Origin of the sequence: Pseudomonas sp. GM25, from assembly GCF_000282255.1 — a bacterium.
GTDB classification, from domain to species: Bacteria; Pseudomonadota; Gammaproteobacteria; order Pseudomonadales; family Pseudomonadaceae; genus Aquipseudomonas; species Aquipseudomonas aphyarum.
Map to the genome: position 1 here is coordinate 1 of NZ_AKJQ01000068.1, position 25,924 is coordinate 25,924.

A 25,924-nucleotide genomic window follows, 5' to 3' on the forward strand; every position below is an offset into this window, starting at 1 on the left:
AGCTGAAGAAACGCCAGTTTGTGCAGCAGACCTTCGAGGTTGATCGAGGCCTTTTCGCTGACCAGTTCCAGCTCGAATTCAAAGGGAGTGTTGAGGGCTTCCCGACCGGTGAACGACAGCACCTGAAAGTCGCTGTCCGCGCCATCGATAGTCAGATTGAAATGAGGCTGGTTGGCCGGTGAGAACATTCCCTTGTCCCTTGCGCAGTGCTGCGATACGCGCCAGATCGCTAAGGATCTGGCGGCAAAAATTCTTTGAGTAGTGAAGGTGCCTCGACCGGTGATATCACCCAAAAGGCGGCCAATGGCCATCAATTAGTATGCCAACTTTTTCAAACCCTTATAAACCGGGGGCTTGGTAAGTTTTCTTCACAGATACGGCGAAAATTCCCACTGCATTTGTCGAAAAGTGCGCAAGAAGTTGCGCAGTACTGTGCAACTTCTTGCGCACTTGGCTGGAGGCCTTGATTGGCAAGGCTTGCAGGAGGTTTTAACCGGGTCTTGTTACGGACAACTGCGCAACTTCTTGCGCACTTCCGAAATTCCAGTTCAAGACATCGGAACAACAGAGCCTCGCCATATACGCTTTAACTGGTGGATACGCCTCATTGGGAACCCATGGGCTATCCTGCTGCCCACTTAAAGATATCGACCGTTTCAGAAAGGAGGTTTGAATGCGTACCCTCGAATTGGCTGGCGTGCAGGTTCCGGTGATTGGTCAGGGCACCTGGCGCATGGGCGAAGACCGCTCGGCGCACAAGCGTGAAGTGGCCGCCCTGCGCAGCGGCATCGAGCTGGGCATGACCCTGATCGACACCGCCGAAATGTACGCCGAGGGCGGTGCCGAAAGCGTGGTCGGCGAAGCCATCGCCGGCCTTCGCGATCAAGTGTTCCTGGTGAGCAAGGTCTACCCGCACAACGCCAGCCGCAAAGGCATTCCCCAGGCTTGCGAGCGCAGTCTGCGCCGGCTCGACACCGATTACATCGATCTCTATCTGCTGCATTGGCGCGGCCAGTATCCGCTGGAAGAAACCGTCGAGGCTTTCGAGCGTCTGCGCGAGGACGGCAAGATCGGCCGCTGGGGCGTGTCGAACTTCGATGTCGAGGATCTTGAGGAACTGTCGAGTTCAGCCTGCGCGACCAATCAGGTGCTGTACAACCTGGAAGAGCGCGGCATCGAATTCGACCTGCTGCCGTGGTGCCAGCAACAGCGCATGCCGCTGATGGCGTACTGCCCGATCGGCCAAGGCGGCGCCATGCTTGCCGAGCCGGTGCTGAAACAGATTGCCGCTCGTCACGGCGTGACCCCGGCACAGGTTTCGCTGGCGTGGATTCTGCGTCAGGATGGGGTGATTGCGATTCCCAAGGCCGTGCGCCCGGAACACGTGCAGCTCAATGCACAAGCGGCGCAGCTACAGCTTGATGCCGGGGATCTGGCGGCGCTGGACCAGGCGTTTCACGCGCCACAACGCAAGCAGCGACTGGCCATGGTCTGAGCCACCGCCGACTGACAGAGGGCTTCGCCATGAGAAGCACTGATCAGGACGATCCATACAACCTGCAACGCTTCGTGCTCGCCCAGGACCCGGTGTTCGAACGGGTCCAGCGCGAGCTCGGCGAGGGCCACAAGCGCAGCCACTGGATGTGGTTTGTGTTCCCACAGTTCGCCGGGCTCGGTGGCAGCGAGATGTCGCGGCGGTTCGCGATCAACTCGGCGCCGGAAACCCGTGCGTACCTCGACCACCCGTTGCTCGGCGCCCGACTGCGGACCTGCACGCAGCTGGTGCTGAACGTACAGCAACGTTCGATTGCCGAGATTTTCGGCCACCCGGACGACCTGAAATTCCACTCATCGATGACCCTGTTCGCCCAGTTCGCCGACGAAGGCAGCCCCTGGCATCAGGCGCTGGAGCGTTACTTCCACGGGATTCAGGACGAATGGACCCTGCAACTGCTGGACTCAAAACAGGCCCAACTGCCCCCCGATCAGGGTTGAGAAATCGTCGTCGACAAACGGCAGGATCGCATCCGCCACCGGTTGCAGCTGGCGGGTGATGTAGTGGTCGTAGTCGATGGCCGCGCGGCGCACTTCCAGCGGTTCGGGCCCGGCCAGGGTGATGACGTAGCTGATCCAGCCGCCGTTCTGGTACTGGCGCGGGCGACCGTGCTGCGCGTTGTAATCGTCCGCCAGTCGTGCGGCGCGCACATGCGGCGGCACGTTGCGTTCATAGTCATCGAGAGTGCGGCGCAGACGCTTGCGATAGACCAATCGCTCGTCGAACTCGCCGGCCAACGTCTTGCGCACATACTCGCGTACGTAATCCTGATACGGCTTGCGCTGGAAGATCCGCTCGTACAGTTCCTGCTGGAATTGCCGGGCCAGCAGCGACCAGTCGGTGCGCACGGTTTCCAGGCCTTTGTAGACCATTTCTTCGCTGCCGTCGGTACGAGTCACCAGACCGGCGTAGCGCTTTTTGCTGCCCTCTTCCGCGCCGCGAATGGTCGGCATCAGGAAGCGTTTGTAGTGGGTTTCGAACTGCAATTCGAGGGCACTTTCCAGCCCGTATTGCTCACGCACATGCTCGCGCCACCAGTCGTTGACGTGCGCAACCAGCGCCCGGCCGATGGTCGCCGCTTCTTCCTGACCGTGGGGGCGACGCAGCCAGACAAACGTCGAATCGGTATCGCCATAAATCACCGCGTGACCCTGGGCCTCGATCAACTGCCGGGTGCGCAGCATGATTTCGTGGCCGCGCAGGGTGATCGATGAAGCCAGCCGCGTATCGAAAAACCGGCAACCGCTGGAACCGAGCACGCCGTAGAAGGCGTTCATGATGATCTTCAGCGCCTGGGACAACGGCGCGTTGTGTTCGCGCTTGGCGGTCTCGCGGCCCTCGGCGACCCGGGCGACGATGGACGGCAGGCAATGCCGGGTACGAGAGAAACGAGCACCGCGAAAACCTGGCACCGAATCGCTGTCATCCGGATGCTGCAAGCCTTCGATCAGCCCCACCGGGTCGATCAGAAAGGTGCGGATGATCGACGGATAAAGACTCTTGTAGTCGAGCACCAGCACTGATTCGTAGAGCCCCGGTTGCGAGTCCATGACAAACCCGCCGGGGCTGGCCTGCGGTGGATTGGTGCCGAGGTTCGGCGCTACAAAACCCTGACGGTGCATCAACGGCATGTACAAATGGGTGAATGCCGCCACCGAGCCGCCGCTGCGATCCGCCGGCAGGCCGGTGACGCTGGCGCGCTCCAGCAAAAACTTCAGCAGCTCGGTCTTGGCGAAGATCCGCGTGACCAGTTCGCAGTCCTTGAGGTTGTACTTGGCCAGCGCCGGTTTGTCCTCGGCGAACATGCGGTTGATCTCGTCCATGCGCTGGTACGGGTTGTCGATGGACTTGCCCTCGCCGAGCAGGGTCTGGGCGACGTTTTCCAGGCTGAACGACGGGAAGCTCCAGGTCGCCGAACGCAGGGATTCGATACCGTCGATGATCAGCCTTCCTGCCGCTGCCGCGAAGTAATGAGTGCGGCTGCCGTGTTCCCGCCACTGCATTTCCTCGCCGCCACGCCCGAGTTTGAGCGGCACACCGAGGCGCCGGGCGTGTTCGTGGAGGATGCGCAGGTCGAACTGCACGAGGTTCCAGCCGATGATCGCGTCGGGGTCGTGGCGGGCGAACCAGTCGTTGAGCTTCTTGAGGATCAGGGTCCGCGATTCGCAGTACTCGAGGTCGAAGTCGACAATGCTGTGATCGCCGTTCGGCGCGCCAAGCATGTACACCTGACGTTCGCCACAGCCTTCCAGCGCGATGGAATACAACTCGCCCTGCTCGGTGGTTTCGATGTCCAGCGAGACCAGCCGCAGTTGCGGACGATAGTCGGGCGCGGGCTTGAGGTGCGCGTCGAGCAGCACACCCTCGGCATCGGGCGTGCCGCTGAACCACACCGGCGCGGTGATGAAACGCTCCATCAGGTAACGCTCGGGCGGTCGCACATCGGCTTCGAAGACGTCGACACTGTGACGGTTGAGCGCGGTTTCCAGGCGCATCAACTGACCGTGCTGCTGGCAATACAGACCGAGCACCGGGCGATGCTCGAAATCCTGCAAGGCCAGGGGGCGCAGTTCGACGTTCTTTTCGTCCGCCAGCACCCGCTCGGCCTGCTCGCGCTGGACAGCCGGGATGAACGCCACCGTCGGCTGATGCGGCAGGCGCACACGGCGCGGCCCGGCGTCGGTCGCCAGCCAGAACTCGACTTCGGTGCCGGCCGGGGTGTCGCGCCAATGCCGGGTCAGGACGAAGCCCTGCTGTAAATCCACCACTGCAGCCTCAACAATTGAACCAGAGTGGCGAGTTTACGCGTCTCGGGGCGATATTGCTGACGAGCGCCAAAGCCTGGGCACTGTCAAAGTTGACAGGTTACCCGTCACATCAATGTTGATAGCATTCGCATAGGAACTGCCTCGAACACTCATTGGTGCGATGCATCGCAGGATTGGGCAAATTGAATGCCTCCGTACATCACCGTACGCCTTCACTCATCGTTATGGACGGGCGAGGCCTGACGGTTCGCGAGGTGTCCTGTTTGCGCACGACGGCGGGGGCACCGACAGAGTCACTGATTACCCGAAATCACTACGACTCCGCTGGCCGCCTGGTGGAGTGCTGGGATCCCCGCCTCTTTGGCAGCGCACCCAAACCCAATCTGGTGACCGTGCATGGGTTGAAAGGGCAAGTGCTCAAGACCGAGAGTGTCGACTCCGGTGATCGTGTGATCCTGTCCGGCTTGGCCGATCAAGTGCTCACCCGCTGGGATGGACGCGGCAACGTATGGAACAACGTCTACGACAGCCGCTTGCGCCTGCTTGCCGTCGGAGTGAATGACCAACCCGATATCGAAACACTGACCTACGGCCAGGCGGACGCTGATCCCGGGCAAAACATCCGCGGACAGCTCATTCACAAAGTCGACCCTTCAGGATCAACGGACTTCGGACCATTCAGTCTGTCGGGGTTGCCGTTTGCAGAAACCCAAACGCTCGATGGCGGTACCTACACCGCCCGATGGCACTACGGCGCCGACGGCAAGCCACTCAGCCAGACCGATGCCGGTGGTCACTTGCAAAAATCTCGATACGACGTCGCCGGACAACTGATACAGGTGACGTTGCAACTTGCTGGCAGCCACTCCGTCCAGGACATTCTCAAAGGCTGTCGTTACAACGCAGAAGGACTGCCCGAGGAACAGACATTGGGCAATGGGGTGGTTCGAACCTGGGATTATGACGATGCCAATGGCTGGCTGACCAGCATCAAGGCTGGCGTGCCCGGCCAGCCCCTGCGCCAGTATCTGGAGTATGGCTATGACAATACCGGTAACGTGGTCAGCATTCAGGATCACACCTTTCAACCGAAGTTTTTTGCTAACCAGCGTATCAGCGGGATCCGTCACTTTACCTATGACTCGTTGTACCGACTGATCAGCGCTACCGGTCATGACGCCTTGCCTGCGACCGGCACCCCGGGCCGCCCGGTGCCGAGCGATCCCGCCCATCATCTCAATTACCGCCAGACCTACAGTTACGACACAGGCGGCAATATGACCCAGATGGTACATACCCGCGCGGTGGGTGGGTATACCCGACAGATGTTCATTCAGCCTTCAAGCAATCGGGGCGTGCAATGGCAGGCAGGAGATCCCGACCCGGACTTTCCCGCGCTGTTTGATCGTCATGGCAATCTTCAGCAGTTGCATCCGGGTCAACCCCTTGAATGGAACCTCCACGACCAACTGAGCAGCGTCACGCTGATTGAGCGCAGTAGCGAACCGGATGACAAGGAAACTTATCGCTACAGCGGTGGCAGGAGGGTTTCCAAACGGCATGAGACTCACACCCCGTCCACCTCTCACTTTCAACAGGTTTACTACCTGCACGGCCTGGAAATCCGCACGCGGGAAACCGGCGAGGTCTTGCATGTCATTACCTTGCCGAACGCGATTGGCAATGTGCGCTGCCTGCGCTGGATCGCCGGACGCCCCGCTGAAGTCGATAACGATCAAGTGCGTTACTGCCTCGACGACATCCAGCACTCCGGCATGCTCGAGCTCGATCAGCGGGCCCGCCTGATCAGCCAGGAAGACTACTACCCTTTCGGCGGAACGGCCGCGTTGACGGCAGGCTCGGCACGGGAAGTGAGTTACAAGACCCTGCGCTACTCGGGCGAGGAGATGGACGAAACCGGGCTCTATGCCTATGGAAGGCGCTACTACGCCTGGTGGTGCCTGCGCTGGATCAGTGCTGACCCGGCCGGGGCGGTGGATGGATGGAATCTGTATGCGATGGTCAGGAACAATCCCGTCAGCGCTGTGGACGTGCTTGGGTTGACTGGCGAAAGGCTCAACCAGCGAGTCAGTGGCCGAACGACCGCCATGATAACGGCGGGCAAAAACCCAGCGACAGGCACCCCTGCACAGATCAAGAAAAAACTGGCAGCGAACCCGGATTCTAGATACTCGAAAAAGTATCGAGACACCGTTGCCGTGGCACACGCCGGCGCACGGATCCCGGGAGCAAGCGCGGGAGAGGACATTATCCTCACTGATTTCATCAATATTCCATTGGAGAAGGAAACCCTGACGAGTGCCAAACACGGAATCCATCTATCCAGACCGGTCGATTACAACCTTGGAAATGACAATCTCGCCTCCCTGGGCGTCTATGAGGTCACGGACCTCGGACGTTTGAAAGACTACATGAAGGAGCAATACATCAAGCGTCTGGCCGACAGAGATGTCGCGGTAAAAGTGTACAGAGATGCATCACCCGAGCCGCTCAGCCTCTCCGGGATGCAATACGAAGCGCCTCCCATCCACGATGCGATACTGGATCGCATGGAGCGGCATGTTAAAGCCAGTAATATGCATCTGCCGGTCAGTCGGGGCCTGCCAGCGGCTCATGCAGAAGTACAGGCCGCCAGTGTCGCCCTCTACTTCCAGCAAAACCTGACCGGATCTACCGATCCAGAGTCGATCTCGTTGGTGACGCAACGACTGCAAAACGTCGAACACGCTCAGGCTTTTGAAGCCTGCTTCAGTTGCGCCGGGCATTTGGTGGCCACTTACGACAATGCAGTCAAACCCTTCAACGTTTTGACAGGCTCCACCGGCCTGACACACGAGATCTGGAAAAACCAGCTGGATGCACTGCAATAAGCGGCGTGCAGGTAGACGAAAGCCGGTCAGGGTGAGCCTGACCGGCGATTATCTCGCGACGGCCTATGCCGCCTTGTTCAACGCATCCAGCGTCAGCGTTTTCAATAACCCCTTACGCTCCTCGGCCAATGCCAGCAACTCTCGCTCGTACACTGGCTGCGTCAGCGCCCCCGTCACATGTCGCGCGAACAACGCCTCCTGCCTTGTATTGAATTCCAGAGCATTCTGCCCAAACGCCTGCGGATGCCGTCTTTTCAGATATTTGCGCCAGAAGCGTTGCTCGATGATCTGGTTGACCAGCCCTTCACCAGCCTCAAGTCCCAGGACGGAGTCATAGGCCTGTTCAATCTGGGCATCCGTGACCTCGCCTATCTCCCGAAACAACATGCCCCGCGATTGCCACGGCAGTTCCAGCCGTTGCGCCAGGCCGGTCTGGAACGCCAGATAAATTTCCACCTCATCGATCGTGCCAGTCATGTCCACGTCTTCATCCACTGCGATAAATGTTTCACCAGCCTGCAGACGGGACCTGACAGTGGCCCGTGCAATCTCATTGACCTGATCCAGTCGGGATTTGCCTTTGGCCAGCGTTATCAGTGCAGCTTCAATCTGCTCGGGAGTGCCCGCCATATGAGCTTCGCGGATCAATACCTTGATGCCCATTTCATTGAATATCTGCGCACCGGCATCCGCGCACGATTCTGGATGGCTGGCCATGCCAAACAGCTCCTCGCGCAACGGCGCGTCTTGCGTAGCCGCATCAATCATTCGCCAAACCCGCTGCGTAAGCTCCGCACGGTTCGCAGCTTCGATGTAATCAGCCGATTCGACCAGTTGCTCCAGAACTTCGAAAAAACCCTGGGAGTCAGCTTGCGCCTCAAGCTGATTCCACCTGGTTTGCCTGTCCTGCAGTTCCGAGCCGTTCACGCCCTCCAGCCAGTGCACACTGGTATTCTCACCCTTGGGCGGGTAGTTGCGCACAGGGTCATAACCGACTGAACGCATGCAGGCCTGAAACTGCTCACGAACCGGGTCAGGCAATCGATCACGGCTCAAACGTGTACGGGCAACCAGTCTGGCCTGTTCGGAGCCAGGTACCACTTGAGGTATTCGAGCAATCGGATTGTCCAGCAGATCCAGTTCGAAGCCCCGCGGCCTTGCCAGGGCAAACAATCCTTGGGGCCAATCCACCAGACCGCTGCCATGCAGATCCAGCGTCACAAGCTCAGACAGGCGACTGATGTCCGGTGGCCGCGACAACGCCGGGTTATTCCCAAGACTCAACGTTTGCAGATGAGTCAGAGCCGCCAGTTCCGCGACACTTTCAGCGCTCAGGCTCAATTGGTTGGCGGACATATCCAACGACTCCAGCCCCCTCAAGCTCCCCTTCAGACTCGGCAGTGCAACAAGGTTGTTGTCGCTTAAGTCCAGTGATTTCAGATCTGGGAAATAATCCAGAAATCCATCGATATCGGTACGCAACTCCGCACTGCGAAACCGCAAGGCGCTGACATGCGGGAACTCGACGTCCAGCGTCGGCAGATATTCCAGGAAGTCACTGGTCCAGTGAAAGTCCAGATCCAGGGTGTAACCGTTCGCCGAAGGTGTATGCGCGGCTTGCCAGCAACGCTTGATCGCCTCGGCAAAGCGTCCCTTGTGGTAACGCTGATCCATGGGCAACAAATCACCCTTCTCGATCGCCACCCACCCGTCCAGGGTATCGCTCATTGCCTGATAGTTTTGCTCTAGCTCGCCAATCCGTTGCAGTGCCTGAGCCGGTGTGCCTGACTTGCGGACAAAATCAACGAAGGTCTGTTCGGTCGACTGTGGATAGAGCGCCTTGAAGCGCGCCTCCAGACCTGGCATGTCTCCCGTGCCGAGTGGTGTCTCATCGACGCGTTCGTGATCTTGCGCAACGGTCGTTTCCGGCTCCGAGGTACGCAAACGCGATCGACCATCGCTCGACTCCACGACTTCCATTCGCTCGATCAATGGCGATGACTTGAGCGGTTTCAAGGCAGTCAGCACCTCACCTGCCGCTACCAGAGCGCCCAACTGAATAAGGTCTTCGACCACGCCGAGGACGTGCTCTGCCGCTTCAATGCGCTGCCCTTCAGACCACTCCACAATGCCTTCGAAGGTTTCATCCAGCAGCTGATAAGCGGTGTAGGCCAGCATCAGCTCGCCCAAAAGAGGCGCAAAGGGTGCGGCAACGAAGAGGCCAACCTCAAGCACAGTTAGAGCGACCTTCTGAAAACTGTCCCAACGCGCCCAGCGCGACTTCGCGTCTTCATCGCCAGTCGGAACGGCCCGAGTCCTGGCGTCGGCGAACAACTGATTCAAGTGACGTGTAAAGACGTGGTCCCAGACTTCACCGGCAATTCTTGCACCGGCCAGTCTCAAATCCGGATTGGCCACCGGCTCGGGGCGCCACGTCGGCTGTTGCGTACCAGGATCGGACGCATGCCATTTCAGTTCTACAAGCCGCTCATTGAGCTGAAAGAAGAAATTCCCACGGTGCCGATGGGGAACGAAACGACTGAAAAACTGCTGGTAATCCGGATCCCGCAACTGGTCGGTCAGCACCGCCGCGAAACGGGCAGCCGAGGGATATTGCCTGACCGGATGCCGGGGATCATGAGGGACGTAGGCAATGACAGGCTCGACCGAGCGGCTGCCCTCAAGGTCTGCCGCGATCAGAAGGATTGAACTCAGATCGATCCCCATCATCGTGACCGTATGGCAATGCAGGTTTTTTACGCCGAGCGTTAATAATCGGTCTCCTTGTGTCAGCCGCAAAAGCAGCGCATGGGTCTGCGAATCAATGTCTCCTTTCAGGAGCGCGAGTTCGCTGGCTACCACCAGAGCGTCTTTTTCACAGGTCTGAAACGCCAGTTGCAGCCGTGCCTTGACCACCGGTTGGGTGAAGTCGAAAAAACCGTTCAGACAGGTCTGGTATTGGCGACCGATATCCAGTTCACGACAGAGTGAGGCAAAGTCCTCGACTGACAGCCGAGACTTGACAGGGACGATCTCGAACTGTCCCGTCGCCGAAGGTCGGGTGATGAATTGGCTGGCTGCGTCGAAATAACCGCCTCGTGTTTCCTTGGCTTCGAAGTTATTCAGCGCCGCTTCGAGCAAGGACACTGTCCGCATTTCAAACCCACCGGCCAACCCCGTTGAACGATAGGTTCTGAGATAAGTCGTTCTGATATCGACTGTGATGCCGAATCGGGTCTTGAGCGCTTCGATCAATAACGGCTCGGCGAACGCTTCGATTTCCTTGAGACGGCCAAAGATCCTGTCGGACTGGTTGCGTGATTGCCAACTGGCCTCAAGTGCCTTTTTGAGGGCCATGCGTTGCGCTGCCGACGCCTGGTGATACCAGGGCAGATCACGCCCGGCTGCTGTCCGCATGGCGAGACGATGAGCGTCTCCGGACTTCAACAACCAGGAAGGAATTGAACCTGCGATGGATCGGGCTGCTGCGTTGTCGGGCGATTGTTGGCTTCTGATCCGTACGTTTTGCATGTTAAAGCTGTCATCCATGACATTAAGGGCCCTGGAGTCTACAAAAAACGCAGCGCTGTTCGTTTCGGGCTCTGTTTCGAAACATGTGGCGGCTTGTGGTCGCACCTGCAATCGGCAAAGGGTTTGAGTCATTTACCGGGAAATGACGTTTTTTGCGTGTTATCTGCCGTTTTGCGGCCTTGCTCTGTGCGCCTGCGTCTACGATGCTTGGAGAACAACGACAACACCTGAGTAACCGCCATGAAAACCGTCGCCCAGCTGCTCAAGCTCAAAGATCAGAAAAATCAGGAAGTGCACCAGATCAAACCCGATCACATGGTGCTCGAAGCGCTGATGAAAATGGCCGAGAAAAACGTCGGCGCCTTGCTCGTGGTGGAAGACGACAAAGTGGTGGGCATCATCAGCGAGCGCGATTACGCGCGCAAACTGGTGCTGCATGGGCGCTCTTCGGTAGGCACGCCGGTGCGCGACATCATGGTGGCGAACGTGATCACGGTGGACACCCACCAGACCGTCGACACCTGCCTTGGCATCATGTCCGACAAACGCCTGCGTCACTTGCCCGTGGTGGAGGACGGCAAGCTGATCGGCCTGTTGTCGATCGGCGACCTGGTCAAGGAAGCGATTGCCGAACAGGCCGAGCTGATCAAACAGCTGGAGCAGTACATTCGCGGGGAGTGATCAGCCGGGCCAATGCCGCGCAAAGACCGGCGCCAGCACCGGGTGCCGGTCGATGCGCTGCAGCCACGCATGGAAACCGGGTCGGGCCTGGCGCAGGTGTTCGCGGGCACCGGCCCAGCGAGTGACCACCGCCGCCAGCACGTCCAGCGCCCCCGGCGTTTCATCGTCCAGGTACAGCTCGGCGGAGAACTGGTCGGCAAACACCTCCCAGGTCCAGTGCAGTCGTTCCCGCGCACCCGCCATCAGATTCTGCCGCGAGGCCTCGTCCGGCATCACCAGCCAGCGCTCGGGGTAATCGATGACGCCGATGGCCGCATAGCAATTGCTGACGATGTACACCAGTCCGCGAATCGCCTGATCCCGGTCAGCGCCCTTGGCGGGCAACAGGCCGGATTGCGCAAAGCTCAGCCCCAGATGAATCAGGATCGCCGCACTTTCGGTGATTGCACTGCCGTCCGGTAGTTGCAGGGTCGGGATCTGTTTGAGCGGATTGAGCCGCGCCAGCTCCTGCGCCGCTTCCGCGCTGGCCTCGATATCGATGAAGCGGTAAGCCACCTGGCACAGCTCGAGCGCCGCCTCGATGGCCGCCGCCCCTGAATTGCGATGTCCGTAGAGCTGATACATATCCCCTCCTCCACTGCGAAAGGCATCCTGCCTGGCCCTATTTATAGCTGTTGTATCGAATTTGGCACGGATTGCGCATTCATCGGCAGCTTGCGAATCCCTGATCTCGCAAAACAGCGCTGGCGGTGCCCATCCCGCACCAAGAGCAATCAGCGAACGCTATCCGCGTTCTTGTAAGGTGCGATACCGAACCAAAAGTTCGCGTATCCGAGCTGGCAACAAGGAGTTCACCGCGTGAATCTTCATCTGCTGCGCCACACTCTTCTCTCCGTGCCCCTGTACCTGCGCCGTGTTCGTCCTGCGAACTGTCCGTGCATTCCCTTTATTACCTGAACGCCTGCACTATTTATTTTTTAAATAGTACGCAAGAAGTCATTGCGTGCGCGCTGCATTAATGAATGCAACAACATTCTGTTCGACAATAACTTCCAGACAGCACACCGCTACAACTTTTGCTGTTCGGCGTTAATACCCAGAGCGCACCAAAACTGCACTTGCAGTCATTACACCGAGCAAGCGCAACAACCGACTTTACTTAGACAAGAACAAGGAACATCGCCTGTGACCCGCTAAAACACTGACCCGCACCAAATCAGTCCGCCACGCACCATCACGCGTCCTGGCCGACACGAGAACAGCCGCTCTATCTCGCTGAACAGCGTGATACCGCGCCAGGCCTGTCTCGCCCTTGAAAAAGCCTTGCAAACAGGGCCGTCGGGAGGTTATGCGCCCATGAAAACCGGCGTACCTGATGAAACTTATATAAATGCGACATACGTATCATCCGTGAAATAACCGCTACACATTTGTTTACTGTTTGGCACAGCGGTTGCTATTGCATCCACCATGAGGGCAAGAACGATGTTCGCCACTCAATTGCACACTCACTTATAAAAGAACAGCCACGGACCGGATCAATGAACCATCGAAGTCGGCATTACTGAAGCAACAAGCTGCACAAGCCCTGTTCAATAGATAGTTCAACTATCGGCTTCTGCACACCTGTATGAAAGTTGCGACCACTCACTCGAACAACGCTGTGTTGTTCGAACGGCACCTTATTGCCCTTCATCCACCCGAGGGAGCTTTAATGAACGATGCGGTAAAGCACAGAACGCCGCCGGGGCCAGTACCGAACGCAGCGCTTGCGTCGGTGGCGGGTCGGCCCGCCTACAAGGCCAACACTTCTCAGCCCGGCGGCCTGAATAAACAGCAGATGCTGTTGCTGGTGGCAGTGTCGGCGTTGATACACGGCGGCGCCTGGTGGTTTTTCCAGCAGGCGCGGGCCGAGCCGCTGCCCACGCCGCCGGAAATTCCGGAAATGACCGTCGAGCTGACCAGCCCGACACCGCCGGCCCCGCCGACACCGGAGCCGCCGCCTCCACCGCCGCCCCCTCCCGAACCGGAACAGCCGGTGGAAGACGAGGACGCGGTCAAACCGCCGCCCAAACCGGTGGAGAAACCCAAGCCGATCGAAAAACCGAAACCGGTCGAGAAACCCAAACCGGTGAAAAAGGCCGAGCCGCCGAAAGCGCCGCCCGCCCCTGCGCAACCGGCGGCGCCTGCTGCTCCGGCCACCCCGAGTACGCCACCGGCACCTGCGGCGGCACCGGGCCCGGTGAAAGAGTCGGCGGCGATTTCCGGCCTCGCCAGCCTCGGCAACCCGCCGCCGGAATACCCGTCGCTGGCCCTGCGGCGCAACTGGGAAGGCAGCGTGGTGCTGCGGATTCAGGTGCTGGCCAACGGTCGCGCAGGCTCGGTGACGGTGACCAAATCCAGCGGCAAGCCGCAACTGGATGACGCGGCGGTTGCAGCGGTGAAGGCCTGGAAGTTCATCCCGGCCAAACGCGGCGACACACCGATCGACGGCTTCGCCACCCAGACCATCGATTTCAAATTGCCGCAATGACGGCGCGACAACCGAACTCACAACCGATTAACGCAAGCGAGGTGTAGCCATGAACGATTCTTTGTCTTCGATGATTGTCCCCGGCGTGCTCTGGGGGCTGGTGCTGTTTTCCGTGGTCAGTTGGGCGATCCTGCTGGTCAAGTCGGCGCAATACCTGCGCCAGAAAACCCAGAACCGGCAGTTCAGCAAAGCCTTCTGGGGTGCGCCGGATCTGCTCACCGCCGCCGAACACGCCAGCCAGTACCCGGGGTCACTGGCGCGGATCGCCAGCAGCGGTTTTGAAGCCCTGCTGGTGGAAGAATCCCCCCGCACCACCCAGCAACTGGCGCACACGATCAACCGTTCCGACCGACTGGAGCGCAACTTGCGCCAGCAGATCCAGAAGGAACGCCGCTCGCTGGAAAACGGCCAGGCGATCCTCGCCAGCATCGGCAGCACCGCGCCGTTCATTGGCCTGTTCGGCACCGTGTGGGGAATCATGGAAGCCCTGCAAAGCATCGGCGCCAGCGGTTCGGCCAGCCTGGAAACCGTGGCCGGGCCCATCGGCCACGCGCTGATCGCCACCGGCGTGGGGATTGCCGTCGCGGTGCCGGCGGTGCTGATTTACAACTTCTTCCTGCGGCGCCTGAAGCTGGCCTCGGCGGACATGGATGACTTCGCCCACGACTTCGACGCCCTCGCCTCGCGCAGTGCGTTTTCCATCAGCCGCCAGGCCATCGCCAAATCCACGGCCGCCGTGCGGGAGGCCAGCTGATGTCCTTTTCCACTCAAGACAGCGATGAAGTGCTCAGTGAAATGAACGTCACGCCGCTGGTGGACGTGATGCTCGTGCTGCTGGTGGTGTTCATCGTCACCGCGCCGCTGATGACCAACGCGATCAAGGTCAACCTGCCGAAAACCGACGCCGTCGCCCCCGCCGAAAAGAAGGATCCGGTGGTGGTCAGCGTCGATCAGGACGGCAAGTTCTTCCTGGCTAAGACCGAGCTGGCGCCGGAATCACTGGAGGCCAGCCTCAAGGAGGTCAAGGCCAAGGACGCCGAGGTGCGCGTGCAGCTGCAGGCCGACTCCGCCGTGAATTACGGCCAGGTCGCCAAAGCCATGGCGTCCATCGAGCGCTCGGGCATCACCAAAATATCGGTGATGACCACCCGCTGACGGCGGTGCCGGGCGCGCAGTGAGGGACGCGCCCGACACCGTTCGTTGAATCCCGTCGCAATCGGCCGACCGAAAAAACGCAGCGCGTCTTCGGAGGGGATCGGCTTGCTTGAAGAAAGTGGTTTTCGCGGCGCGGCACCACCGTGCTCCGTGCAAAGAGGGCTCACAAGGCCATTTCGATAAACGTCTAACAAAGTCGGAAACAACCATGCTGATGAACACTCCACGCTTCACGCTCAAACCCTTGGTGGCGACGATTTCCCGCCATCGTTTCGTTCCGTTGTACCTGGTGGCCATGGGGATGGGTGCCGGGGTTCAGGCTGCCGAGGACGACAACAGCGTCCCGGCCGCTACTGCGGTGGTCGCGCCGACCACGCAACTGCAACGGGTCGAAGTGACCGGTTCGGCGATTCGTCGGGTCGATGCGGAAACGGCGGTGCCGATCACCGTGCTCAAGGCTGAAGAGCTGCGCAAACAGGGCGTGACCACCACCGCCGAACTGGTGCAGCGCATCACAGGCAGCCAGTCGATCAACAACAGCGCGGGCTCGGTTGGCGCGGCCACCGGCGGCGCATCGTTCGCCGACATGCGCGGTATCGGCGCGAACAAGACGCTGGTGCTGCTCAACGGTCGCCGACTGGCGAACAACGCCCTGTCGGGCACCAACTCGGCCGGCGGCGCGGTGGATCTGAACATGATCCCGTTTGCTGCGATCGAGCGTGTGGAAGTACTGCGCGATGGCGCCTCGGCCCTGTACGGCACCGACGCCATCGGCGGCGTGATCAACTTCATCACCAAGAAATCCATGACCGACGGCCAGCTCACCCTCGGCGGCGAAACCCCGCCCCATAGCGGCGGCGGTGCGACCAAGGACATGAGCGCCAGCTGGGGCTACGGTGACTTGGAGCAGGACCGCTTCAACGTGCTCGGCGTGTTCAACTACAACAAGCAGCAGAACCTCGACGCCAACGACCGCTCCTTCGCCCGCGACTACGTGCCCGGCCGTGGCCTGGACCAGACCTCCGGCACCGCGTTCCCCGGCAACTACAGCCAGAACGGCAACGCCACCAACCCGCTGGCCAACAGCAATTGCAACGGCCCCAACCTGGTGGCCCGCGACGGCCTCTGCCGTTTCAGCACCCGCGAATACATCGACCTGGTGCCGCAGACCGAGAAGACTTCATTCTTCGGCAAGACCACCGGCAAACTGGCCGACGATCACAACGTCAACCTCGAATACTTCTGGTCGCGCAACAACAACGCCACCGCCGTCGGCCCGGCGCCATTGACCGGCTTGAGCCTGGATTCGTCCTCGCCCTACTACCCCGGCAACGGCATCACCCCGGCGCCCACCGGTTTCGCCCTCGACCCGACGCAACCGGTGGACGTGAACTGGCGCGAAACCGCCGCCGGCCCGCGCGAATCGAAAGACCAGAACACCAGCCAGCGCTTTTTGCTGAGCTTCGACGGTCTGGTCGGCGGCTGGGACTACAACGTCGGCGCCTCGTACAACCAGAACAAGATCGTCTCCAGCGTCACAAGCGGCTACGTCAGCGATCAGGCGATGATCGACGGTCTGGCCAGCGGCCTGCTCAACCCCTTCGGTCCGCAGACCAGCGCCGGTCAGCAGTACATCGATCAAGCGATGTACCACGGCGCCTACTCCACGGCGGTCGGTCGGGTCGCCGGTTTCGACGGGCGGATCAGCCGCGAGATCGGCGACTGGTTCGGTGCAGGCCCGTCGGGCCTGGCGCTGGGTGGCGAGTACCGCAAAGAGAAATTCCACCAGGACTTCGAGCCGTTCGCCGGCGACATCCAGAGCCTGGGCATCGACCCGGCCGGCAGCGTCGAGGGCGACCGCAGCGTGAAAGCCGCCTACGCGGAAATCAACGTGCCGGTGCTCGACAGCCTGGAACTGTCCGCCGCCGTACGTCACGACAAATACAGCGACTTCGGCAGCACCACCAACCCGAAATATTCGTTCCGTTATCAGCCGCTCAAGGAGCTGGTGGTCCGCGGCGCCTACAGCGAAGGCTTCCGCGCACCGTCGCTGTATGAGTTGTATTCGCCGCGCAGCATCACCTACACCCAGGGCTACTACAACGACCCGGTACTGTGTACCGGCGGCGTGGTGCAACCGGGCGGCAACGGCGGGCGTGATTGCGGTCAGCAGTTCCTCAACCAGATCGGCGGCAACGAAGACCTGGCCCCGGAGAAGGCGCGCAACGTGACGCTGGGCTTCGTCTATCAGCCAGTCAGCAATCTGTCCGTGGGACTGGATTTCTGGTGGATTCACATCTCCAACCAGATCCAGCCGTTCCCGGAATCCACCGTGTTCGATCAGGCCGGCAGCTACCCTGACCGCTTCGTGCGCAACGCCGATGGCACGCTCAACTACATCGTCACCGGCAACGCCAACCTCGGCATCGTCGAAACCAACGGCGTCGATGTGTCGCTGGACTATCGCTTCCCGAACACGCCGTACGGTCAATTCGGACTGGGCCTGCAAGGCACCTATGTCGACGAGTACGACTTCCAGAGCACCATCAAGGGCCCGTTCACCGACAAGGTCGGCGACTTCAAGGGTGACGGGGTGATTGCCCGCTGGAAACACAACCTGACCGGTTCCTGGACCTTCGGCGCCGCTCGCGCGGCGCTGACCAACCGCTTCACCACCGGCTACAACGACTACGACCGCGAGACCAACGCGCGGGTCGCGTCGTATTCGGTGTGGGACCTGTCGGCCGGCTACACCTTCGACAAGGTGCTGGACGTGGATGCCGGGGTGAAGAACCTGTTCGACCGCGATCCGCCGTTCTCCAACCAGGCCTACAACTTCCAGAGCGGTTATGACCCGCGTTACACCGACCCGCTGGGGCGCACGCTGTTTGCGCGCATGACGTACCACTTCTGAGTCCCGGTCGGGGCCGCGCAAGACTCCGGCCGGCCCCTTCCCCTTGCGAATTCGCATCCCGCAGCGGCCAGCCGCCGCTCCGGGCTTTTCCGGCTCAGAGGAACGACTTCATGACATTCATGCGCAACATGGCCGGCCTGCTGCTCGGCAGCGCGCTGCTGTGCAACGCGGCATCTGCGCTGGCCGGCGGCAGCTACGCGATGACGGTGTACGGCGAGGCGCCGAAATACCCTGCCGGTTTCCAGCACTTCGACTTCGTCAATCCCGATGCCCCGAAGGGTGGCTCGCTCAGCCGCGCTTCGATGGAGATCGGTCAGTACAACTACATCACTCCGTACGCCGATCAGGGCATTTCCGTGGTGCAGGTCAACGACTGGGTGTATTCGCCGCTGGCGTTCCGCTCGCTGGACGAGCCCTACACCGTCTACGGTCTGGTGGCGCAATTCATGGAGCGCGATCCCGGCGGCCTGTGGGTGCGTTTCAACCTGAATCCCGAGGCGCGTTTCGCCGATGGCACACCGATCACCGCCGAGGACGTGCGCTACACTTTCGAGCTGTTGATGACCAAGGGCAGCCTGAGTTATCGCCAGCAATACGCCGATGTGCAGGACGTACTGATCGAAGGCCCGCGACAGATTCGCTTCACCTTCAAGAACAACCTCAACCGCACCCTGGCGCTGGATCTGGCGTCGTTGCGACCGGTGCCCGAGCACTGGTGGAAAACCCGCGACTTCGCCAACGGCGGCGGCTTCGAACCGCCGCTGGGCAGCGGCCCGTACCGGGTGAGCAAAGTCGACGCGGGGCGCAGCATCGGTTTCCAGCGCGATCCGGGTTGGTGGGGCAAGGACCTGCCGGTCAGTCGCGGGATGTACAACTTCGACAGCCTGACCGTGAATTTCTACGGCGACACCGACGTCGCCCGGCAACTGCTGCAGGCCGGCGCATTCGACTACAACCGCGAGTTTTCCTCGTCCGGCTACGTGGTCGGCTACGACAGCCCGGCCCTGCGTGACGGTCGCCTGCAACAGGCGATTCTCGCCCCGGACAAACCGACCAGCGCCCAGGGGTTTGTGTTCAATCTGCAGAACCCGTTGTTCAAGGATCGCCGCGTGCGTCAGGCGCTGAGCCTGCTGTGGGATTTCGAGTGGACCAACAAGCAGATGATGCGCGGCTTCTACGTGCGCCAGAACAGCTACTGGCCGAAGAGTGAAATGGCCGCCACCGCCCTGCCCGACGCCGGCGAGCTGGCAATCCTCGAACCGCTGCGCGGACAGATTCCGGACGAGGTTTTCAGCAGCGTCTATCAAGCGCCGAAAACCGATGGCAGCGGCTACATCCGCGACAAGCAGTTACAGGCCCTGAAGCTGTTGGCCGAAGTCGGATGGACGCCGAAAAACAACCGGCTGGTGAACGCCGCCGGTGAGCCATTCGAATTCACCTTCCTCGATGGCCAGGGCGGTTTCGACCGCATGCTGCTGCCGTACAAACGCACCCTGGCGCAGATCGGCATCACTCTGAATCTGCGACGCATCGATTCGGCGCAGTACGTCAACCGGCTCAACGCCCGGGACTACGACATGATCGTCACCAGTTTCCCGCGCAGCGGCGATCCGATCGTCTCGCCGGGCCGCGAGTTGTACAGCCTGTATGCCTCGCAGAGCGCCACGCAAGTCGGCAGCTCCAATTCGATGGTGCTGGCCGACCCGGCGGTGGACCGGCTGATCGACGGCCTGGTCCAGGCCAATACCCGCGACGCCATGGTGCGTTACGCCCGCGCCCTCGACCGGGTGCTGCAATGGGGTGACTACATGATTCCCAACTACTACTCCAAAGGCACGCCGACGGTGTATCAGAACCGTTTCGGCAGGCCGCCGGTGCAGCCGATCTACAGCGAAGGCCTCGACACGTGGTGGGAGGTCTCGGCCAAGCCGCTGACCAACCAGCAGATGAGTGCCCTGCACCAGCTCGCGGGGGGCCAGTGACATGTGGCGTTATCTGAGTCGACGTCTGTTGCTGATCATCCCGACGCTGCTGTGCATTCTGGTGGTCAACTTCGTCATCGTGCAGGCCGCGCCCGGCGGCCCGGTGGAACAGGCCATCGCCCGCCTGCAAGGCTTCGGCGGGCACAGCATGGGCGGCGCCAGCGAGGTCACCGCGATCGGCGGTGCCGGGCGCAGCAGCCGTGGCCTGGACCCGGCGCTGATCGAAGAGATCAAACACCACTACGGTTTCGACCGACCGATGCACGAACGCCTGTGGCTGATGCTCAAGAACTACGCGCAACTGGATCTGGGCAGCAGCTTCTTTCGCGGTGCGAAGGTGACGGATCTGATTGTGCAGAAGCTGCCGGTGTCGCTGTCCCTCGGCCTGTGGGCGACGTTGATCACCTACCTGATTTCGATCCCGCTGGGGATCCGCAAGGCGATCAAAAACGGCAGCGCATTCGATGTCTGGAGCAGCACGGCGATCATCGTCGGTTACGCGATGCCGGCGTTTCTGTTCGCGATCCTGTTGATCGTGGTGTTCGCCGGGGGCAGCTACGTCAACTGGTTTCCGGTACAGGGGCTGGTCTCGGACAACTTCGACAGCCTGAGCCTGTGGGGCAAGATCGGCGACTACCTCTGGCACCTGGTGTTGCCGGTGACGGCGCTGGTGATCGGCGGTTTTGCGACGCTGACGATCCTGACCAAAAACAGCTTCCTCAACGAGATCAGCCGCCAGTACGTGATCACCGCGCGCGCCAAGGGCCTGACCGAAAGACGCGTGCTCTACGGCCATGTGTTTCGCAACGCGATGATGTTGGTGGTGGCCGGTGTGCCGTCGGCATTGATCGAGGTGTTTTTCGCCGGCTCGCTGCTGATCGAAACCATCTTCAACCTCGACGGCCTCGGGCGCATGAGCTACGAAGCGGCGGTGTCGCGAGACTACCCGGTGGTGTTCGGCACACTGTTCCTGTTCACCCTGTTCGGCCTGTTGATCAAGCTGATCGGCGACCTCTGCTACACCCTGCTCGACCCGCGCATCGACTTCTCGGCGAGGACTGCCTGATGTTCACACTCTCCCCTCTGGGCCGGCGGCGCATCGCGCAATTCAAGGCCAACCGTCGCGGGCGCTGGTCGCTGTGGCTGTTCATCGGGCTGTGCCTGATCTGCCTCGGCGGCGAACTGATCGCCAACGACAAGCCGCTGGTGATCCGCTACCACGACGCCTTCTACTTCCCGATCCTAAGCGATTATCAGGAAACCGATTTCGGCGGTGAACTGCCGTTCCATCCGGATTACGCCAGCAATTACGTGCACAAACTGATCGAGGATCAGGGCGGCTGGATGCTGTTCCCGCCGATCCCGTTCAGCTACGACACGGTCAATTACGACCTCACGGAACCGGCGCCGAGCCCGCCGTCCTCCAGCAACTGGCTGGGCACCGACGATCAGGCGCGGGACGTGTTGGCGCGGGTGATTTTCGGCACGCGGATTTCGATTCTGTTCGCGCTGATCCTCACCGCCGTCAGTGCCCTGGTCGGCATCGTCGCCGGGGCGTTGCAGGGGTACTACGGCGGCTGGGTCGACTTGCTCGGGCAACGGGTGCTGGAGATCTGGTCGGGGCTGCCGGTGCTGTACCTGCTGATCATTTTGTCGGGGTTCGTCTCGCCGAGTTTCTGGTGGCTGCTGGGGATCATGGCGCTGTTTTCCTGGCTGGCACTGGTGGACGTGGTGCGCGCCGAGTTCCTGCGCGGGCGCAGCCTGGAATACGTCAAGGCCGCACGGGCTCTGGGCCTGACGGACAGCGAGCTGATGCGCCGGCACATTCTGCCCAACGCCATGACCTCCACCCTCACCTACCTGCCGTTCATTCTGACCGGCGCCATCGCCACGCTCACCGCGCTGGATTTTCTCGGCTTCGGCATGCCCGCCGGCACCGCGTCGCTGGGGGAACTGATCGGCCAGGCCAAGCGCAATCTGCAAGCGCCGTGGCTGGGGCTGACGGCGTTTTTTGCCCTGGCGCTGATTCTGTCCCTGCTGGTGTTTATCGGCGAAGCCTGCCGTGACGCGTTCGATCCGCGATCCTGATCCCCGGAGCTGAAATGACCGATAACCTGATTGAAATCCGCGACCTGCGCGTCTCCTTCGCCGGGCACGAAGTGGTGCACGGCGTGAACCTCGACATCCGCCGTGGCGAGTGCCTGGCACTGGTCGGCGAATCCGGCTCGGGCAAGTCGGTGACGGCCCACTCGATCCTGCGTTTGCTGCCGGCCAAGACCGTCAGCAGCACGGGCAGCATCCGCTACAACGGCGCGGACTTGCTGCACGCCAGCGAACAGCAGCTGCGCAGCTTGCGCGGCAACCGCATCGCAATGATTTTCCAGGAGCCGATGACCTCGCTGAACCCGCTGCACACGGTGGAAAAACAGATCAGCGAAGTGCTGGAGATTCACAAGGGGCTCAAGGGCCGCGCCGCGCGCCAGCGCACGCTGGAGCTGCTGGAACTGGTCGGCATTCGCCAACCGTTGCAGCGCTTGAAAGCCTATCCGCACCAGCTCTCCGGCGGCCAGCGGCAACGGGTGATGATCGCCATGGCGCTGGCCAACGAACCGGAATTGCTGATTGCCGATGAGCCGACCACGGCACTGGACGTGACCGTGCAGCAGAAAATTCTCGAGCTGCTGATCGAGTTGCAGCAACGCCTCGGCATGTCGCTGCTGCTGATCAGTCATGACCTCAATCTGGTGCGGCGTATCGCCCAACGGGTGTGCGTGATGCGCCACGGGGAAATCGTCGAACAGGCCGATTGCGCAACGCTGTTCCGCGCACCGCAACATCCTTACAGCCGCCTGCTGATCGAGGCAGAACCGTCCGGCGCGCCGGTGCCGAGTCGCTACGATCACAACTTGCTGGAAGTGGACGATCTGAAAGTCTGGTTCCCGCTGCCCAAGGCGTTGTTCAGTCGCACCCAGGAATACATCAAGGCCGTGGACGGCGTGAGTTTCCGGCTGCAACGGGGCAAGACCCTGGGCATTGTCGGCGAGTCCGGCTCGGGCAAGTCGACACTGGGCCAGGCGATTCTGCGGCTGGTGGAATCCGAGGGCGATATTCGCTTCGGCAACAAGCAACTGAGCCTGCTCAATCAGCGTTTGATGCGCCCGTTGCGCCGGCAGATCCAGGTGGTGTTCCAGGATCCGTTCGGCAGCCTCAGCCCTCGGATGTCGGTGCAGCAGATCATCGCCGAAGGCCTGCTGACCCACGGCATCGGGACAGCCGAGGAACGTGAGGCAGCGGTGATCCGCGTACTGGAGGAAGTCGGCCTCGATCCGCAGAGCCGGCATCGCTATCCCCATGAGTTCTCCGGTGGCCAGCGCCAGCGCATTTCCATCGCCCGGGCGCTGGTGCTGGAACCGGCGCTGATTCTGCTCGACGAACCGACCTCGGCGCTGGATCGCACGGTGCAGAAACAGGTGGTGGAATTGCTGCGGCAGTTGCAGATCCGCCATGGGCTGACGTACCTGTTCATCAGCCATGACCTGGCGGTGGTGCATGCGCTGGCGCACGATTTGATGGTGATCAAGGACGGCAAGGTGGTGGAACAGGGAGCGTCGCGCCAGATTTTTGCGGCGCCGCAGCATGCGTATACCCAGGAACTCCTGAAAGCCTCCGGCTTGGCCTTGGCAAAAACCGGGTGTGAGCGGGTTACAGCAATCTGACCTTCAGTGCTTTCAGATTTATTTTCCGGCCACTGCATCCAAACGCCTCCGTCACGGGTAGTCCCTGTAACAGCCCTCTTTCGGCTGTCAGCGGTTTACCCTTTTTCGGAGAAACACTGATGAACATCACCCAACTGATCGGCCTCACCGGTTTGCTTGCCATCGCTTCGACAAGCTTCGCCCAAAGCAGTTATCCCGACGCGATCAAGGTGCCGGACGGCCACAAGATCGCGATGGAAACTACCGGGGTCGGCGAGATCACCTACGAATGCCGGGACAAGGCCAACGTCGCCGGCCAGACCGAGTGGGTGTTCGTCGGCCCGAAAGCAGTGCTCAACGATCGCAGCGGCAAACAGGTCGGCACCTACTTCGGCCCGCCCGCCACCTGGCAGGCGCAGGACGGTTCGAAAGTCACCGGCACGCAATTGGCCGTAGCGCCTTCGAGCCCGGGCAACCTGCCCTATCAACTGGTCAAGGCCAACCCCGCCGAGGGCAAAGGCGCCATGAGCGGCGTGAGCTACATCCAGCGCGTGGCGCTCAAGGGCGGCGTGGCGCCGGGCAGCGAATGCACGGCGGCGAACAAGGGCAAACAGGAAGTGGTGAAGTACCAGGCCGACTACATTTTCTGGGCGGCTAACTGACCCTGACTGGACGTTTGGCCGATGCTTGCTAGATTGCAGGACATGCCATTGCCCGAAACCGCGTTCGATTACGAAGCCCGCCTCGCCGCCTGTGCCCGCGGCGAGCGCGGGGCCCTGCGCGAATTGTACGTGCAGGAAAGTCCGCGGCTGCTCGGTGTGGCCCGGCGTCTGGTGCGTGATACGGCGCTGGCCGAAGACATCGTTCACGACGCCTTCCTCAAGATCTGGGCTGGCGCGTCGGGGTTCGATCCGGCGCGCGGTTCGGCGCGGGGCTGGATGTTCAGCGTGACCCGGCATCTGGCGCTGAATGTGCTGCGCAATCACGATCGGGAAACCCCGCTCAACGACAGCAACGAATCCCCGGCGATTGATGACGGCTTCGATGCACTCGCGCAATCGACCCGCATCCACCGCTGCCTGCATCAACTGGAACCGCAACGCCGCCGCTGCATCCTTCACGCCTACGTCGACGGTTACAGCCACGCGCAGATCGCCCAACGCCTCGACACGCCGCTGGGCACCGTCAAAGCCTGGATCAAGCGCAGCCTCAATGCGTTGCGGGAGTGCATGGGATGACCACCGAATCGGCGCAGGAACGCGATGAACTGGCCAGCGAATACGTGCTTGGCACCCTCTCGGCCGAAGCGCGCGCCGAGGTGCAACGGCGCTTGCCCAACGAGCCGGAACTGCAAGCGGCGGTGGATGCCTGGGAGCGGCGTCTGCTGGAGCTGACCGACCTCGCCCCGGCGCATCAGCCCTCGTCGCAGCTGTGGCAACGCATTGAACGCAGTGTCGGGCAACTCACCCATAAGGTGGCGCCCGAGATTTCATGGTGGAACCGCCTGTCGCTGTGGCGCGGTTTGAGCGCTGCCGGGCTGGCCGCGACTTTGTTGCTGGGTTCGATCCTGTTGACCCAGACCACGCCGAAACCAAGTTTTCTGGTGGTGCTGGTCGCCCCGCAGGACAAGGCGCCGGGCTGGGTGATCCAGGCCAGCAGTCCACGGGAGATTCAGTTGATTCCGCTGGGCGTGGTCGAGGTGCCGGCCGACAAGGCGCTGGAGTTCTGGACCAAGGCCGACGGCTGGCAGGGCCCGGTGTCGCTGGGCCTGGTCAAACCGGGCCAGGCGCTATCGATCCCGCTGGACAAGCTGCCGCCGCTGCAACCTAACCAGTTGTTCGAGCTGACGCTGGAAGGCGCCAACGGCTCGCCGATCGGCAAACCCACCGGACCGATTCAGGCAATCGGCCGCGCAGTGAAGGTGCTGTGACAAACCATCATCGGCGTCGATGTTCACCATCACGTCAATGAAGTTCTCTTAAAAAATCCCGGGCGTAACATCGGCTCCATACCAAACAAACAACACCCCCGGAGCACAAAATCATGAAACGCCAAGTCATCCTCAGCATTGCCCTTTCGGTTCTGGCCTTCAACGCATTTGCCGCCAAACCGGCCCACACCATGATCGCCGAAGGCGGTTCGGATCGGTTGATCGAACGTCGCGTTGCCGAAGGTGGCTCGGATCGTCTGATTGAACGCCGCGTTGCTGAAGGTGGTTC

Annotated in this window: 19 protein-coding genes and 1 pseudogene; 16 read left to right on the forward strand and 4 right to left on the reverse strand. The window is 61.1% G+C overall.

Features of this window, described 5'->3' with window-relative positions:
- On the reverse strand, nt 1-188 hold a 188-nt coding region (locus tag PMI24_RS25165), incomplete at its 3' end, for a hypothetical protein (protein ID WP_007959047.1).
- Nucleotides 189-673: 485 nt separating this feature from the next.
- On the opposite strand from PMI24_RS25165, the gene PMI24_RS25170 reads away from it, so the two are divergent.
- Both PMI24_RS25170 and PMI24_RS25175 read left to right on the forward strand, forming a co-directional pair.
- Nucleotides 674-1,495 carry an aldo/keto reductase gene (locus PMI24_RS25170; RefSeq protein WP_007959049.1) on the forward strand — a complete coding sequence of 274 codons (822 nt, stop codon included), beginning with the start codon at nt 674-676 and terminating at the stop codon, nt 1,493-1,495.
- A 29-nt stretch (nt 1,496-1,524) separates the two neighbouring features.
- Complete coding sequence (locus tag PMI24_RS25175) at nt 1,525-1,995, forward strand: DUF1810 domain-containing protein (protein WP_007959050.1); 471 nt, start codon at nt 1,525-1,527, stop codon at nt 1,993-1,995.
- On the opposite strand, the gene PMI24_RS25180 is transcribed toward PMI24_RS25175, so the two are convergent.
- Nucleotides 1,960-4,320, reverse strand: a complete 2,361-nt coding sequence (locus PMI24_RS25180; protein WP_162130489.1) for a DNA polymerase II — start codon at nt 4,318-4,320, stop codon at nt 1,960-1,962. The genes PMI24_RS25175 and PMI24_RS25180 overlap by 36 nt on opposite strands.
- 185 nt (nt 4,321-4,505) lie before the next feature.
- On the opposite strand from PMI24_RS25180, the gene PMI24_RS25185 reads away from it, so the two are divergent.
- Entirely contained in the window at nt 4,506-7,214 is a 2,709-nt protein-coding gene (locus tag PMI24_RS25185; RefSeq protein ID WP_052026249.1) for an RHS repeat-associated core domain-containing protein, read from the forward strand.
- Nucleotides 7,215-7,277: 63 nt separating this feature from the next.
- Here PMI24_RS25185 and PMI24_RS28605 read toward each other — a convergent pair whose 3' ends face one another.
- Nucleotides 7,278-10,763 carry an NEL-type E3 ubiquitin ligase domain-containing protein gene (locus tag PMI24_RS28605; RefSeq protein WP_007959053.1) on the reverse strand — a complete coding sequence of 1,162 codons (3,486 nt, stop codon included), beginning with the start codon at nt 10,761-10,763 and terminating at the stop codon, nt 7,278-7,280.
- Between the two features lie 222 nt (nt 10,764-10,985).
- Between PMI24_RS28605 and PMI24_RS25195 the strand changes: the two genes are divergently transcribed.
- Nucleotides 10,986-11,426, forward strand: coding sequence for a CBS domain-containing protein (locus tag PMI24_RS25195; RefSeq protein ID WP_007959054.1), 441 nt, complete (start codon nt 10,986-10,988; stop codon nt 11,424-11,426).
- On the opposite strand, the gene PMI24_RS25200 is transcribed toward PMI24_RS25195, so the two are convergent.
- Nucleotides 11,427-12,050, reverse strand: a complete 624-nt coding sequence (locus PMI24_RS25200; RefSeq protein WP_007959055.1) for a glutathione S-transferase N-terminal domain-containing protein — start codon at nt 12,048-12,050, stop codon at nt 11,427-11,429.
- Nucleotides 12,051-13,140: 1,090 nt separating this feature from the next.
- On the opposite strand from PMI24_RS25200, the gene PMI24_RS25205 reads away from it, so the two are divergent.
- The 12 genes and pseudogenes from PMI24_RS25205 to PMI24_RS29655 all read left to right on the forward strand — a co-directional run.
- Nucleotides 13,141-13,959 carry a TonB family protein gene (locus PMI24_RS25205; RefSeq protein ID WP_007959057.1) on the forward strand — a complete coding sequence of 273 codons (819 nt, stop codon included), beginning with the start codon at nt 13,141-13,143 and terminating at the stop codon, nt 13,957-13,959.
- Between the two features lie 49 nt (nt 13,960-14,008).
- Complete coding sequence (locus PMI24_RS25210; protein ID WP_007959058.1) at nt 14,009-14,713, forward strand: MotA/TolQ/ExbB proton channel family protein; 705 nt, start codon at nt 14,009-14,011, stop codon at nt 14,711-14,713.
- Nucleotides 14,713-15,114, forward strand: coding sequence for an ExbD/TolR family protein (locus tag PMI24_RS25215; protein WP_007959059.1), 402 nt, complete (start codon nt 14,713-14,715; stop codon nt 15,112-15,114). Before PMI24_RS25210 ends, PMI24_RS25215 begins: the two co-directional genes overlap by 1 nt.
- Nucleotides 15,115-15,322: 208 nt before the next feature.
- Nucleotides 15,323-18,028, forward strand: a complete 2,706-nt coding sequence (locus PMI24_RS25220) for a TonB-dependent receptor (RefSeq protein ID WP_007959064.1) — start codon at nt 15,323-15,325, stop codon at nt 18,026-18,028.
- Between the two features lie 110 nt (nt 18,029-18,138).
- Nucleotides 18,139-20,010, forward strand: coding sequence for an extracellular solute-binding protein (locus PMI24_RS25225; protein ID WP_007959065.1), 1,872 nt, complete (start codon nt 18,139-18,141; stop codon nt 20,008-20,010).
- Nucleotide 20,011: 1 nt separating this feature from the next.
- A complete protein-coding gene (locus tag PMI24_RS25230; protein ID WP_007959066.1) occupies nt 20,012-21,076 on the forward strand; it encodes a microcin C ABC transporter permease YejB in 1,065 nt (354 codons plus the stop codon).
- A complete protein-coding gene (locus tag PMI24_RS25235) occupies nt 21,076-22,098 on the forward strand; it encodes an ABC transporter permease (protein ID WP_007959068.1) in 1,023 nt (340 codons plus the stop codon). The genes PMI24_RS25230 and PMI24_RS25235 overlap by 1 nt, the downstream gene beginning before the upstream one ends.
- 14 nt (nt 22,099-22,112) lie before the next feature.
- A complete protein-coding gene (locus PMI24_RS25240) occupies nt 22,113-23,726 on the forward strand; it encodes an ABC transporter ATP-binding protein (RefSeq protein ID WP_007959069.1) in 1,614 nt (537 codons plus the stop codon).
- 119 nt (nt 23,727-23,845) lie between these two features.
- On the forward strand, nt 23,846-24,367 hold the full coding sequence (locus PMI24_RS25245; RefSeq protein WP_007959070.1) for a DUF3455 domain-containing protein: 522 nt from the start codon (nt 23,846-23,848) through the stop codon (nt 24,365-24,367).
- Between the two features lie 42 nt (nt 24,368-24,409).
- Entirely contained in the window at nt 24,410-24,943 is a 534-nt protein-coding gene (locus PMI24_RS25250) for a sigma-70 family RNA polymerase sigma factor (RefSeq protein WP_045121889.1), read from the forward strand.
- Nucleotides 24,940-25,635: an anti-sigma factor gene (locus PMI24_RS25255; protein ID WP_007959073.1), complete on the forward strand. Its 696-nt coding sequence runs from the start codon at nt 24,940-24,942 to the stop codon at nt 25,633-25,635. The genes PMI24_RS25250 and PMI24_RS25255 overlap by 4 nt, the downstream gene beginning before the upstream one ends.
- Nucleotides 25,636-25,748: 113 nt before the next feature.
- A pseudogene (locus PMI24_RS29655) lies at nt 25,749-25,924 on the forward strand (phage infection protein); the annotation flags it as partial.

Bases quoted from the DNA above. Each gene is read 5' to 3' on its own strand.
- PMI24_RS25195 (WP_007959054.1), top strand. From the start codon at position 10,986: ATGAAAACCGTCGCCCAGCTGCTCAAGCTCAAAGATCAGAAAAATCAG.
- PMI24_RS25225 (WP_007959065.1), top strand. From the start codon at position 18,139: ATGACATTCATGCGCAACATGGCCGGCCTGCTGCTCGGCAGCGCGCTG.
- PMI24_RS28605 (WP_007959053.1), bottom strand. From the start codon at position 10,763: ATGGATGACAGCTTTAACATGCAAAACGTACGGATCAGAAGCCAACAA.
- PMI24_RS25170 (WP_007959049.1), top strand. From the start codon at position 674: ATGCGTACCCTCGAATTGGCTGGCGTGCAGGTTCCGGTGATTGGTCAG.
- PMI24_RS25235 (WP_007959068.1), top strand. From the start codon at position 21,076: ATGTTCACACTCTCCCCTCTGGGCCGGCGGCGCATCGCGCAATTCAAG.
- PMI24_RS25200 (WP_007959055.1), bottom strand. From the start codon at position 12,050: ATGTATCAGCTCTACGGACATCGCAATTCAGGGGCGGCGGCCATCGAG.
- PMI24_RS25250 (WP_045121889.1), top strand. From the start codon at position 24,410: ATGCCATTGCCCGAAACCGCGTTCGATTACGAAGCCCGCCTCGCCGCC.
- PMI24_RS25210 (WP_007959058.1), top strand. From the start codon at position 14,009: ATGAACGATTCTTTGTCTTCGATGATTGTCCCCGGCGTGCTCTGGGGG.
- PMI24_RS25255 (WP_007959073.1), top strand. From the start codon at position 24,940: ATGACCACCGAATCGGCGCAGGAACGCGATGAACTGGCCAGCGAATAC.
- PMI24_RS25175 (WP_007959050.1), top strand. From the start codon at position 1,525: ATGAGAAGCACTGATCAGGACGATCCATACAACCTGCAACGCTTCGTG.
- PMI24_RS25220 (WP_007959064.1), top strand. From the start codon at position 15,323: ATGCTGATGAACACTCCACGCTTCACGCTCAAACCCTTGGTGGCGACG.
- PMI24_RS25215 (WP_007959059.1), top strand. From the start codon at position 14,713: ATGTCCTTTTCCACTCAAGACAGCGATGAAGTGCTCAGTGAAATGAAC.
- PMI24_RS25205 (WP_007959057.1), top strand. From the start codon at position 13,141: ATGAACGATGCGGTAAAGCACAGAACGCCGCCGGGGCCAGTACCGAAC.
- PMI24_RS25230 (WP_007959066.1), top strand. From the start codon at position 20,012: ATGTGGCGTTATCTGAGTCGACGTCTGTTGCTGATCATCCCGACGCTG.
- PMI24_RS25240 (WP_007959069.1), top strand. From the start codon at position 22,113: ATGACCGATAACCTGATTGAAATCCGCGACCTGCGCGTCTCCTTCGCC.
- PMI24_RS25245 (WP_007959070.1), top strand. From the start codon at position 23,846: ATGAACATCACCCAACTGATCGGCCTCACCGGTTTGCTTGCCATCGCT.